Raw genomic sequence first — 12267 nt, forward strand, 5'->3', positions numbered from 1 at the left:
TCGCGGCCGTCCGGACGGCCGTACGGTCGCCGGCAATGTATACAACGGTTCGACTCGCGGTGGTGCTGCTCGGTGCCCTGCTGCTGACCGGCTGCATCGCCGTGCAGCCGGTACTGCCGGCACCACCGCGTCCGGTGGTCCCCGGCGCGGCCGTCTCCCCCGGCACCCCGGTCCGCGACGGCGGTGACCTGGTCATGGGGCTGTCCAACGAACCCGACCGCCTGGACCCGACCACGTCGTCCTCGCTCTACACGCGCTACGTCATGAGCTCGATCTGCGAGAAGCTCTACGACATCGACGCCGAGGGCACGGTGCTCCTCCAGCTCGCGACCGCGCTGCCGACGGTCAGCGCCGACGGCCGCTCGGTGGAGATCACCGTGCGGGACGGGGTCCGGTTCGCCGACGGCACCCCGCTCGACGCCGCCGCGGTCGTCACCACGCTGCGCCGCCACCTCACGCTGCCGGACTCGAGCCGCCGTTCCGAGCTCGGCCCCGTCGCGGGCATCGACGCGACCGGACCGCGCACGGTGCGGATCCGCTACGAGCGACCGTTCGCGCCGCTGACGGCGTCGTTGGCCGACCGTGCGGGCATGATCATGTCCCCGACCGCGCTGGCCCGGCCCGGCGTCGAGTTCTCCTCCGACCCGGTCTGCGTCGGACCGTTCCGCTTCGCCGAGCGCATCCCGCAGACCTCGATCACCGTCGTGCGGGACCCGCTCTACTACGCCGCCGACGAGGTCCACCTGGACTCGATCACCTACCGGATCATGAACGACGCCAACATCCGGGCGGCGAACCTGCGCAGCGGAGACGTCGACGTGGCCGACACGATCTCCCCGCAGGACGTCGACGCGCTGTCCCGCGAGACCGACGTGCGTGTCCTGCAGATCCCCTCGCTCGGGTACCAGGCGATGACGGTCAACATCGGCAACACCGCCGGCACCGGGAACCCGCCGGGGCGCATCGACACCCCACTGGCGCGCGACGCGCGCGTGCGACGGGCGCTCGCCCTGTCGGTGGACCGGACCGTGCTGGTCAACGCGGTGTTCAACAACTGGTACGAGCCCGCCTGCTCGCCGATCCCGCCGGGGAGCACCTACGCGAGCCCGGCGAGCGACGCCTGCCCGCCCTACGACCCGGAGGAGTCCCGCAGGCTGTTGGCCAGTGCCGGTGCCCCGGTGCCGTACCCGGTGACGATGAAGGTCTCCAACTCCCCGGACACGCTGCGGCTGGCCCAGGCGCTGCAGGCCGCGGTCGCCCAGGGCGGGTTCGCGATCACCGTGGAGCCGGTCGAGTACTCCACGCTGCTCGACGTCCAGGACCGTGGCGACTTCGACCTGCTGCAGCTGGGCTGGTCGGGCCGGGTGGACCCGCACGGCAACATCGCCTCGTTCCTCACCACCGGGGCGGGCAGCAACTACTCCGGCTACTCCGACGCAGGCGTCGACGAGCTGATCCGCCGGGCCGCGGCGACGATCGACCCGGCCGCCCGGGCGGCCCTCTACGGACAGGTCGTGGAACGGGTGCAGCGCGACAACCCGATCATCTACCTGTACCGCCTGCGGAACCTCACGGCGCACTCCGCGGACGTCGTCGGCGTGCAGACCTTCGCCGACGGCGTCGTGCGGCTGAGCCGGGCCGCGTTCGTCGACGGCGAGGTGGGCTGATGCTGCGCTACCTGGCGGTGCGGGCCGGGCAGGGCCTGGTCACCCTGCTGCTGGCCTCGGTGGTCGTGTTCGCCGGCGTCCGGGCGCTGCCCGGCGACCCGGCGCTGGCGCTGGCCGGGGAGGAGGCGACACCGGAGACCGTCGCCGCGATCCGCGACCGGCTCGGCCTGGACGGGTCGCTGGTCGAGCAGTACCTGCGGTTCCTGGGCAGCGCGCTGACCGGGGACCTGGGCGAGTCGACCCGGACCGGGACGCCGGTGACCGAGCTGATCGCCGCGACACTGCCGGTCACGGCGTGGCTGTCGCTGTACGCGATCGTCGTCGCCGTCGTCGCCGGGATGGCCGCCGGGACGCTGGCCGCGGTGTACCGCGGACGCGGGGTGGACGCGGCCGTCAGCGGGCTGTCGCTGGTCTCGCTGTCGGTGCCGAACTTCTGGCTCGGACTGCTGGCGATCCTCTACCTCGCGGTCGGGCTCGGGCTGTTCCCCGCCTCGGGCTACGTCGCCGTCACCGAGGACCCGCTGCGCGCGCTGTGGCACCTCACCCTGCCCGCGCTGATCCTCGGGACGGGGCTCGCCGCCATCGTGATGCGCCAGACCCGTGCATCCATGGTGGACACCCTGACCGCCGACTTCGTGCGCACCGCGCGGGCGAAGGGAGTGTCCCGTGGCGCCGTGGTGCTGCGGCACGCCCTGCGCAACAGCCTGCTCGTGGTCCTGACGATCGTCGGCCTGCAGCTGGGCGGGCTCGTGTCCGGCGCCGTCGTCACCGAGCGGATCTTCGGGCTGCCCGGCTTCGGGAAGCTCACGCTCGACTCGGTCTTCACCCGGGACTACCCGGTGATCCAGGGAGTGGTGCTCGTCGTGACGCTCGCCTACATCGTCATCAACCTGGCGGTCGACGTCCTCTACTCGGTCGTGGACCCGCGGGTCCGGGTCGAGGGGAGGTCGCGATGACCGCCGTCGAACCCGTCGGGCCCCAGCCGACCGCGCCGTCCGGCGGCCGGGTGCTCGCCGCGTTCCTGCGGAGCCGCTCCGGGCTCGTCGGCGGGGTGCTGCTCGTCCTGGTCGTGCTGGCCGCGCTGCTCGCCCCGGTCCTCGCGCCCCACTCCCCCGGCGCGGTGCACTTCGAGACCCCGTTCCAGCTGCCGCGCACCGTCGGGTTCCCGCTGGGCACCGACGACCTGGGCCGCGACGTGCTGTCCCGGATCCTGTACGGCACCCGGGCGTCGTTGCAGGTGGGACTGCTCGCCGTCGCGCTGGCCGTGCTGGTGGGCACGCCGCTGGGGCTCGCCGCCGGATGGTGGCGGGCGGCCGACGTCGTGGTGTCGAGGCTGACCGACCTGACCCTGGCGTTCCCGTTCCTGATCGTCGCGGTGGGACTGGCCGCGATCCACGGCGCGAGCCTGAGCGGCGCGGCGATCGCGCTCGGTGTGGCACAGGTGCCGACGATGATCCGCGTCGTGCGCGCGGAGACGCTGCGGCTGCGGGAACGGGAGTTCGTGCTGGCGGCGAAGACGATGAACGCCTCGGGCCCGCGGGTCCTGCTGACCCACGTCCTGCCCAACGCGGCGTCCTCGGTGATCGTGCAGGCGACCGTGATCATGCCGGTGGCGGTGATCGGCGAGGCGCTGCTGTCGTTTCTCGGCCTCGGGATCCAGCCACCGGAACCGAGCCTGGGCATCATGCTGTCCGACGCCCAGCAGTACCTCTACCGGGCTCCGTGGTCGGCGGTGTTCCCCGGCCTCGCGATCCTGCTGATCTGCCTGGCGTTCAACCTCGTCGGCGACGCGCTGCGCGACGCCCTGTCCCCGGGGGCACGACAGTGAGCGCGCTGCTGGAGCTGCGCGGTCTGCGGGTGGGTTACGCCGACTCCCGCGGCATCGTCACCGACGTGCTGCACGGGGTCGGCCTCGCGGTCGGTCGCGGGGAGAAGGTCGCCGTGGTCGGCGGGTCCGGGTCCGGGAAGTCGACGGCCGCGGCGGCCGCGCTCGGCCTGCTGCCGGGGACCGGGCGGGTGACCGGCGGGCGGATCCTCTTCGACGGCGAGGACCTCACCACCGCCGGGGAGGCCCGGCTGCGGGCACTGCGCGGGGCGCGGATCGGTCTCGTCCCGCAGGACCCCATGTCCAACCTGAACCCGGTGCACCGGGTCGGGGCGCAGATCGCCGAGGCCCTGACGACCCACCGGCTGGCGCGCGGCCGGGCGGCGCGGGACCGGGCCGTGGAGCTGATGGCCGAGGCCGGGATCCCGGATCCCGCGCGCCGGGCGCGGCAGTACCCGCACGAGTTCTCGGGAGGCATGCGGCAGCGGGTGCTGATCGCGATGGCGCTCGCCGCGGAGCCGGACCTGCTGCTGGCCGACGAGCCGACCTCGGCCCTCGACGTCACGGTGCAGCGGCGGATCCTCGACCACCTCGCCGGGCTGACCGACGCCCGCGGCACGGCGATGCTGCTCATCACCCACGACCTCGCGCTGGCCGCCGAGCGCGCCGACCGGGTGGTGGTCATGCACGAGGGCCACGTCGTCGAGACCGGGCCGGCCGAGCGCATCCTGACCCGGCCCGACGACGACTACACCCGCCGTCTGGTCGCCGCGGCACCCGCGATCGGCGGTGGGTCCCGCGCCGCCGAGCCACCCGCGCCGCCGCGACCGGTGCTCGAGGTGACCGGCCTGGTCCGCGAGTTCCGGGTGCGCGGCTCCCGTGAACGGGTCCGCGCCGTCGACGACGTGTCGTTCACCGTCGACGCCGGCACCACCACCGCCCTCGTCGGGGAGTCCGGGTCGGGCAAGACGACGACCGCGCGGATCGTCCTCGGGCTGGACCGGCCGACGGCGGGCACCGTGACCGTGGCGGGGACCGATCCGTTCCGCTCGTCACGACGGGACCGGGCGATGGTGCGCCGCACCATGCAGCCGGTGTTCCAGGACCCCTACGGCTCGCTGGACCCCACGTCCACGGTCGCCCGGATCGTCGACGAGCCCTTGCGGGTGCTGCGGATCGGGGACACCGCGTCGCGGCGCGACCGGGTCGCCGAGCTCCTGGACCAGGTGGCCCTGCCGTCGGGGGTGACAGCACGTCGCCCGGACGAGCTGTCCGGCGGCCAGCGGCAGCGGGTCGCGATCGCCAGGGCGCTGGCCGCCCGGCCGCAGCTCGTCGTGTGCGACGAGGCCGTCTCCGCCCTGGACGTGCTGGTGCAGGAGCAGATCCTGGAGCTGCTGACCGGCCTGCAACGCGACCTGGGGGTCTCGTTGCTGTTCATCACCCACGATCTCGCGGTCGTGCGCCAGGTCGCCCACCGCGTCGTGGTGCTGCGCGCGGGCGCCGTGGTCGAGCAGGGCCCGACCGCACGCGTGGTCGACACCCCCGCGCAGGACTACACCCGCGAGCTGCTCGCCGCGATCCCCGGGCGCGACGTCGGCGCCACCCCCTGACGACCGGACGGGGACGTGCGTCCACACTGCACCGGCGGCGAGGAGGTGGGTCCGGGTGGACGGGCAGGACGGCGGTAACCGGTACGGCTCGGCCGACGGCAAGGCGCGGCGGGTACTCGCGGCGCTGCGGGCGGACATCGTGACCGGGGTGCTCGCCCAGGGCGAGCGGCTGACCGAGGCCCGGCTGTGCGAGCGCTACCGGGTCTCGCGCGTCCCGGTGCGCGAGGCGCTGCGCACGCTCGCCGTCCAGGGTTTCGTCGAGGTCCGTCCGAACCAGGGTGCCACCGTCGCCACGATCGACGACGCCGACGCCGAGGACCTGTTCGCCGTGCGCGGCACCATCGAGGAGATCGCCGCGGCCCGCTGCGCGGCGCGGGTGGCCGGGGGCGAGGACGCGGTGGTGGACCTGCTGGGGCTGCTCGTCGCCGAGGGCGAGGCCGAGCTGGCGTCCGGCCGGACGGAACGGCTGCCGGAGCTCAACACGCGCTTCCACCTCGCCATCGCCGAGCACAGCGGGTCGGCGTCGCTGCCGTCGCTGCTGCGGCACGTCTCCGACCGGATCGAATGGATCTACGCGATGGGGGTGTCCGTGGCCGGTCCGCGGTCGTGGGCCGAGCACCGGGGCATCCTCGCGGCGATCGCGGCGGGTGATCCGGCGTCGGCGGGGGCCCTGGCCCGGGCACACGTCGAACGCGCCGAGCGCCATCACCGCGGGGTGGGCTGAGCGGGTCGTCGAGCCGTCGGCCTCCCCGGCACCGGACAGTGCCGATCGGCCTCGCCGGCGTGGGCCGGCGTGCGGACCTGCCGCGGACCGTCGGGCCGGGCTGAGGGTCAGTGTTCGTGGGTCCAGGTGTCCGGGGCAGGGTCCAGGTCGACGCCGAGGACGGTGGTGAGCCGGGCGACGGTGAGGTAGTGCCCGACCAGGACGATGACGGTGACCAGGTCGCGGTCGTCGAGGATCCGGCGTACGGCGGCGAGGACGTCGGCGGGGACCGGGAGGCCGGGGACGAGCAGGTCGACCAGGTCGAGCAGGCGGGCGAACCCGGTGGGCAGCACCGACCGGTCGGCCCCCGCGGTGGTCTCGATGACGGCGATCTGCTCGTCCGACCAGTGCTGACGCGCCTGGTCCAGGTGCTGCCACCGTTCGTAGGCACTGCCGGTGAGGGCGGCGACGCGCAGGATGACCCCTTCGCGCCAGGCGGGAGCCAGCGCGGAGGCGCGCAGCGCGTTGGCCGTCTCCGGCAGGGCCTCGGACAGCCGGGAGTCCATGAGGGTCAGGGTCCGGGTGAGGTTCGAGGGGAACCGTTCGTACTGGGCGCGGTGACGGGGGTCCATGTCGGCGGGCTCGGGCAGCGGGATGCGGGCCATCGCGGGTTCCTCAGGCGACCTGGTCGAGGAACCCGACCAGGTGGCGGGTGACGGTGTCGGGCTTCTCCAACGGTGCGAGGTGGGCGGCGGCGGGCACCACGCGCAGCCGGGCGTCCGGGATGGTGTCGCGCAGCTGCCGGGCCGCGGAGACCGGCGAGCTGGAGTCGTGCTCCCCGACCACGACCATCGTCGGGCACCCGATCCGGGGGAGGTCGGCCGCGAGCTCGAAGCCGGCGATCATCTCCCACATCGCGGCATGCACCTGCGGGTCCTGGGCGAGCAGCGTGCGGGTGGCGCGCTCGACCAGGTCCGGGCGCCGGGCGCGGGTGTCGGCGGTGAACCAGTGCCCGAACAGCCCCTCCAGCACCGCCGCCATGCCCTCCGTCCGCGCCTGCGCGGCCCGGGCCCGCATCGCCGCGCGGCCGGCGTCGGAGAACGAGGCCGCCGTGTCGATCAACGTCAACGAGGCCGTGATGCCCGGGTCCGCGACGGCGGTGGCCTGGGCGAGCATCCCGCCCAGTGACAGCCCGACCAGGTGGACCCGGTCGGCCTCCAGACTCGCCAGCACTCGGCGCACGAACCCGACCGCGCGATCGAGCTGCCAGTCGCCGGGGCCGCCGGTGGTCCGCCCGTGGCCGGGCAGGTCGACCGCGACGACGTCCCGGTCGGGCGCCAGGGCCGCGATCTGACGATCCCAGTAGGTCAGATCCAGCCCGGCCGAGTGCAGGAGGACCAGCGGGGTGCCGCCGCGGGGGCCGGTGCGGACCAGGTTGACGGTCCGCGTCGAGAAGGTGCTGTCGTCCACGACGACGACTGTCACCTGCGGACACCGATCACGTCCAACGATAGGTTCTCCTGAGACCTATTCATCGGATTCATGGATCGGGGAGCGCCGTGGAGCTGCGCCAGCTCGAGATCTTCCTTGCGGTCGCCGACACCGGGAGCTTCACCGCCGCCGCCGAGTCCGTGCACCTCGTGCAGTCGGCGGTCTCGGTCGCGGTCCGGGCGCTCGAACGTGACCTGGGCGCGGTGCTGTTCGAGCGGACCACCCGCCGGGTCGCGCTCACCGACGCGGGCGCGGCCCTGGTCGCGCCCGCCCGCACCACGCTGGCCGCGGCCGCCTCCGCCCGCGACGCCGTCGAGGAGGTGACCGGGGGGATCCGCGGCACTGTCACCGTCGGGATCATGCACGCCCTGCCCGGTGTCGACCTGGCGGCGCTGCTCCAGCGCTTCCACCAGCAGTGGCCCCGGGTGACGATCCGCCCCGGCACCGCACCCGACGGGACCGCCGGGCTCGTGCGTGGTGTGCGTGAGCACCGCCTCGACCTCGCGCTCGCCGCGGTCGATCCCACGGCGTGCCCACCGGCGATCGAGGCGCACGAGCTGTTCCGGGAACCGATCCGGCTCGCCTGCCCGCCCGGGCACCGGCTCTCCGGTCGTGAGCGTGTGCCCCTCACCGAGCTCCGCGGCGAGTCGTTCATCGACGTCCCTCCCGGCTGGGGCAGCCGGGAGAGCGTCGACCGGGTCCTCGCCGCCCACGGTGTCGCACGCGAGGTGGTCATCGAGGTGGGAGACGTCGCCACCGTCGCCGAACTGGTCCGCGCGGGGCTCGGGCTGGCACTGATCGCGCCGTCCTCGGCGCCCGAGCCGGTCCGCCGTCGGCTCCTCGACCTCTCACCACATCCCGAGTTCGTCGTCTCCCTGATCACCGCACGCGACCGGCCCCCGTCCGTCGCCGCCGGCCGGCTGATCCGTCTGGTCCGGCACGCCGCCGGGGAGGCCGGCGGCACGCCTGCCACGCCGTGACCGGGGCGGGACGACCTCCCACGAGCTCACACCCCGTCGTCGCCGAGCGTCCGCACCACCACGGTCGCGATGTCCTCCGCCGAGCGCGACGCCGGGCCCGCGGGGAGCACCAGGTGGCTGACCGTGAGCCGGGCGGCGGTCTCCGCGGCGAGCCGCACGTCGTGCTCGCGGGCCCCGGGCCGGACCCGGCGCAGGTATCCGGCGGACCGCTCGGCCGCGGCCGCGATGATCGGGCCGGAGTCGGTGCCGAACGCGGACGGGACCGCCGCGTCGCCGCTGAGCAGGGCCTTGAGCAGCGGGTTCTCGGCCCCCTCGGTGAGCGCGGCGCCGACGGCGGCGACCCAGGCCGCGTGCAGGTCGGTCTCGCCGTCGAGGGCGGCCTCGATCCGGTCGAGGAACCGGTCGGTGGCCCGCAGCACCAGGGCGGCGGCGAGCCCGTCGCGGTCGCCGAACTCGCTGTAGAGGGTCTGCCGGCTGACCCCGACCCGGCGGGCGAGCTCGGGCATCGACGGGCGTTCCCCCGCGACCGCGAGGCGTTCGGCGACGTCGAGCACCTCGCCGCGCAGCTCGTCGCGGGCTCGCCGCGCCATCGTCCGCCGCTCGCTCATGGCCGACATCATCGCACGGCCCGTCCATCGTCTGGACAGTTTCGTCAGAAGTGTCTAACTTCGGCCGGGACACCGCCGTCGACGTCCGAGGAGCAAGCCCGTGAAGCTGGTGCAGCAGGCGCGTGAGCGCTGGTCGTCCGTCCTCACCCTGCCCGCGCCCGAGGCGGTCGACCGGTCGCTGCTGACCGGTGCGGTGCGAGGCCGGCGCCCCGCGGCGTTCGGCCCGGCACCCGAGGGGCTGCGCGAGGTGCCCGGCGACGACGGGCTGCCCGTCCTCGGCCACGCCCTGACCTACGTCCGGTTCGGGCACCGCTTCACCCGGGCCCGCTCCGAGGCGCTCGGCCCGGTCTGGTGGATGCGCACCCCCAACGGCCGGGCGATCGTCGTGACCGGCCCGGCCGCGACCCGGGAGGTGCTCACCAACCGGGACAAGGCGTTCTCCCAGGAGGGGTGGCGCGCGACGGTCGACGCGTTCTTCCACCGCGGCCTGATGCTGCTCGACTTCGACGAGCACCGCGCGCACCGGCGGATCATGCAGGAGGCGTTCACCGCGGACCGGATCTCCCGCTACGTCGCCGCGACCACCCCGGTCGTGCGCGAGGTGCTGCCGACCTGGCCGGAGCGGCTGCGGCTCTACCCGGCGCTCAAGCGGCTCACCCTGGACGTCGCGCAGGCGGTGTTCATGGACGCCCGCTCGGGAGCCGCCGAGAGCAGCGCAGGCGGAACGAGCATGCACACTGCGGAGGCGGTGAACCGGGCGTTCGTCGACTGCGTCCGGGCGGCGAACTCCTTCGTCCGCAAGGACCTGCCCGGGACCCGCTGGCGGCGCGGGCTGCGCGGACGGGTCGTGCTGGAGAACTGGTTCCGGGAGAACCTGGCGGCCAAGCGCGCGGGCGAGGGCACCGACCTGTTCTCGGCGCTGTGCCACGCCCGCACCGACGACGGCGAGGCGTTCTCCGACGACGACGTCGTCAACCACATGATCTTCCTGATGATGGCCGCCCACGACACCTCCACCACCACCACGGCCTCGGCGGCGCACCACCTCGCCCGCAACCCGGTCTGGCAGGAACGCTGCCGCGCCGAGTCCGACGCGCTCGCCGAGCGGATCGGGGACCGCGTCCCGACCGTGGCCGAGCTGCGCGAGCTGACGTCGCTGGACCTGGTGATCCGGGAGGCGCTGCGGCTCGACGCACCGGTCCCGGTGGTCATGCGGACGGCGGTGAAGGACACCGCGGTGGCCGGGCACCACGTCCCGGCCGGGACGCGGGTCGTCGTCGCGCAGGCGGTGAACCACTACGACCGCTCCTGCTGGACCGACCCGGAGCACTTCGACCCCGAGCGGTTCGGGCCCGACCGGCGCGAGGACCGCTCCGACCGCGACGCGTGGATCCCGTTCGGCGGCGGGGTGCACAAGTGCATCGGACTGCACTTCGGGACCCTCGAGGTCACCGCCATCCTGCACGAGATGCTGCGCCGGTACCGGTGGACCGTCGAGCCGTCCTACCGGTTGCGCTGGGACAACACCTCGCTGCCGGTGCCGGTGGGCGGGATCCCGGTGCGGCTCACCCCGCGCTGACGGCCCACTCGTCGCGGGCGATCCGCACGGCCAGCTCCAGCAGCGCGACGGCCGCGGCGTGCAGCCGCTCCCCCACCGCGCGGTCCGCCTCGCCCGCGGCGACCCGTGCCCAGGTGCCCTCCAGCACGACGCCCAGCTTGAACGCGGCCAGCCCCGCGTACCAGGTGATGTCGGTGGTGTCGCGGCCGCCCGCGTCGGTGTAGGCGGCGACGAGCTCGGCCCGGGTGGGGAGACCGCCGTGCCCGGCGAGCGCGGTCCCCGCGCCGAACCCGACCGGGTCGACCGGCCAGGTGACCAGCAGCCAGCCGAGGTCGAGCAGCGGGTCGCCGACGGTGCACATCTCCCAGTCGACGAGTGCGGCCACCCGCGGCCGGGTGCGGTCCAGCAGCACGTTGTTCAGGTGCAGGTCCCCGTGTGCGACGCCCGGTTCCGGCTCGGGCGGGCGGTGGCGGGTCAGCCAGTCCGCGGCGACGGCCACGTCGGGCAGGTCGCCGGGGTCGTAGCCGGGCACCTCGGAGTAGGACGCGAGCTGCGCGGTCCAGCGCGGCACCTGCCGTTCCAGGAACGGACCGGGGCGGCGCAGCCCGTCCAGCCCGACCGCGGCCGGGTCGAGGCGGCCGAGCCTGGCCGCGGCCCGGGCCACGTCGAGCACCGCGCCGTGCCGCAGCGCCGGGGTCGCGGCCTGCTCGGGCGAGACCCGCTCGCCGGGGTTGACGCCGTCCACGTCGGTCATCAGGTAGAACGGCCTGCCGAGCACGTCGGTGTCGGTGCAGGCGGCGACGAGCTCCGGGTGCGGCACGTCGGTGCCGCGCAGCGCGCCGAGCACGGTGATCTCGCGGGCGATGGTGCGGGCCGACCCCGGCCGCGGGTGCACCGGCGACGAGCGCAGGACCAGCGGTCTGCCGTCGACGACGGTGCGCAGCACCACGTTCTGGGTGCCGCCGCCGACCGGTTCCAGCTCGCCGGACCAGTCGCCGAACCCCTGTCCGCGCAGCCAGGCCGCGAGCGCGGTCCGGTCGACCACACCCGACGGGTCCGCGGGGCTCACGTCGACCACGCCATGCCGCCGTCGACCTTGATCGTCGCGCCGGTGGTGTACCCGGCGTCCGGGCCGGTCAGGTACAGGATCGCGCCGACGACCTCGGCCGCCTCCCCGACCCGTCCGGCGGGCACGGTGCCGGCGACGTGGGCACGGAACTCCTCGGTCCAGTGCTCGGCGATGTCGGTCCGGACCGGACCGGGCATCACCGTGTTGACCCGCACCGACGGCGCGTACGCGCGGGCCAGCCCGACGGTCAGCGCGTTGAGCCCGGCCTTGGCCAGCGCGTAGGGCAGCTCCCCGGGGCCGGGCATCACCGCCGCGACCGAGGAGACGTTCACGATCGCGCCGCCGCCCGCCGCGGCCATGAGCTCCCCGCAGCGGGCCCCGAGCCGGTAGGCGCCGCGCAGGTTCACCGCGAGGACCTTGTCGAACAGCTCCTCGGTGACCTCGGTGAGCGACCCGTAGAGCGGGGACATGCCGGCGTTGTTCACCAGCACGTCGACCCGGCCGTACTCGGCGAGCACCCGGTCCACCAGGTCGTCGCAGTCCGCCCAGCGGCCCACGTGGCAGCCGACGCCGAGCGCCGGGACGCCGTGCAGCGCGGTCAGCTCCGCGGCCAGTGCGGTGCACGCCTCGGCCCGTCGGCTGGCGACGACGACCGTGTCCCCGCGGGCCGCGTACGCCGCGCAGGCCGCCCGTCCGATCCCCCGGCTCCCGCCGGTGACGACGACGACCCGGCCGCCCTCCGTCGTGCCGCTCATG

Annotated in this window: 12 protein-coding genes; 7 read left to right on the forward strand and 5 right to left on the reverse strand. The window is 74.6% G+C overall.

The window, feature by feature from the left end:
* The first annotated feature begins 35 nt into the window (after positions 1-35).
* The 5 genes from Ae717Ps2_RS15470 to Ae717Ps2_RS15490 are packed head-to-tail and all read left to right on the forward strand — an operon-like array spanning position 36 to position 5826.
* On the forward strand, positions 36-1667 hold the full coding sequence (locus tag Ae717Ps2_RS15470) for an ABC transporter substrate-binding protein (RefSeq protein WP_075306897.1): 1632 nt from the start codon (positions 36-38) through the stop codon (positions 1665-1667).
* Positions 1667-2623, forward strand: coding sequence for an ABC transporter permease (locus Ae717Ps2_RS15475; protein WP_020627889.1), 957 nt, complete (start codon positions 1667-1669; stop codon positions 2621-2623). The genes Ae717Ps2_RS15470 and Ae717Ps2_RS15475 overlap by 1 nt, the downstream gene beginning before the upstream one ends.
* The gene (locus Ae717Ps2_RS39115; protein WP_075306899.1) at positions 2620-3495 is read left to right on the forward strand and encodes an ABC transporter permease; all 876 of its coding nucleotides are present in this window, start codon (positions 2620-2622) and stop codon (positions 3493-3495) included. Before Ae717Ps2_RS15475 ends, Ae717Ps2_RS39115 begins: the two co-directional genes overlap by 4 nt.
* Positions 3492-5102: an ABC transporter ATP-binding protein gene (locus tag Ae717Ps2_RS15485; RefSeq protein WP_075333541.1), complete on the forward strand. Its 1611-nt coding sequence runs from the start codon at positions 3492-3494 to the stop codon at positions 5100-5102. The genes Ae717Ps2_RS39115 and Ae717Ps2_RS15485 overlap by 4 nt, the downstream gene beginning before the upstream one ends.
* A gap of 55 nt (positions 5103-5157) precedes the next feature.
* Complete coding sequence (locus Ae717Ps2_RS15490; RefSeq protein ID WP_075306903.1) at positions 5158-5826, forward strand: GntR family transcriptional regulator; 669 nt, start codon at positions 5158-5160, stop codon at positions 5824-5826.
* Between the two features lie 107 nt (positions 5827-5933).
* Here Ae717Ps2_RS15490 and Ae717Ps2_RS15495 read toward each other — a convergent pair whose 3' ends face one another.
* Entirely contained in the window at positions 5934-6470 is a 537-nt protein-coding gene (locus Ae717Ps2_RS15495; RefSeq protein ID WP_075306905.1) for a hypothetical protein, read from the reverse strand.
* Positions 6471-6480: 10 nt separating this feature from the next.
* On the reverse strand, positions 6481-7275 hold the full coding sequence (locus Ae717Ps2_RS15500; RefSeq protein ID WP_075334283.1) for an alpha/beta fold hydrolase: 795 nt from the start codon (positions 7273-7275) through the stop codon (positions 6481-6483).
* 89 nt (positions 7276-7364) lie between these two features.
* On the opposite strand from Ae717Ps2_RS15500, the gene Ae717Ps2_RS15505 reads away from it, so the two are divergent.
* Positions 7365-8276 (forward strand): LysR family transcriptional regulator, encoded by a 912-nt coding sequence (locus Ae717Ps2_RS15505; RefSeq protein ID WP_075306907.1) that lies wholly within the window; start codon positions 7365-7367, stop codon positions 8274-8276.
* Between the two features lie 26 nt (positions 8277-8302).
* Here the strand turns inward: Ae717Ps2_RS15505 and Ae717Ps2_RS15510 are convergent, their stop codons facing one another.
* Positions 8303-8884: a TetR family transcriptional regulator gene (locus tag Ae717Ps2_RS15510; protein ID WP_158071502.1), complete on the reverse strand. Its 582-nt coding sequence runs from the start codon at positions 8882-8884 to the stop codon at positions 8303-8305.
* Positions 8885-8984: 100 nt separating this feature from the next.
* Here Ae717Ps2_RS15510 and Ae717Ps2_RS15515 point away from each other — a divergent pair, with 100 nt between their 5' ends.
* Positions 8985-10463, forward strand: coding sequence for a cytochrome P450 (locus Ae717Ps2_RS15515; RefSeq protein WP_075333542.1), 1479 nt, complete (start codon positions 8985-8987; stop codon positions 10461-10463).
* On the opposite strand, the gene Ae717Ps2_RS15520 is transcribed toward Ae717Ps2_RS15515, so the two are convergent.
* Positions 10450-11511, reverse strand: coding sequence for a phosphotransferase family protein (locus Ae717Ps2_RS15520; protein ID WP_233147574.1), 1062 nt, complete (start codon positions 11509-11511; stop codon positions 10450-10452). The genes Ae717Ps2_RS15515 and Ae717Ps2_RS15520 overlap by 14 nt on opposite strands.
* Entirely contained in the window at positions 11508-12266 is a 759-nt protein-coding gene (locus Ae717Ps2_RS15525) for an SDR family NAD(P)-dependent oxidoreductase (protein WP_075306913.1), read from the reverse strand. Before Ae717Ps2_RS15525 ends, Ae717Ps2_RS15520 begins: the two co-directional genes overlap by 4 nt.
* Position 12267 lies beyond the last annotated feature (1 nt).

This window comes from Pseudonocardia sp. Ae717_Ps2, from assembly GCF_001932475.1.
In the GTDB taxonomy this organism is placed as follows: domain Bacteria; phylum Actinomycetota; class Actinomycetes; order Mycobacteriales; family Pseudonocardiaceae; genus Pseudonocardia.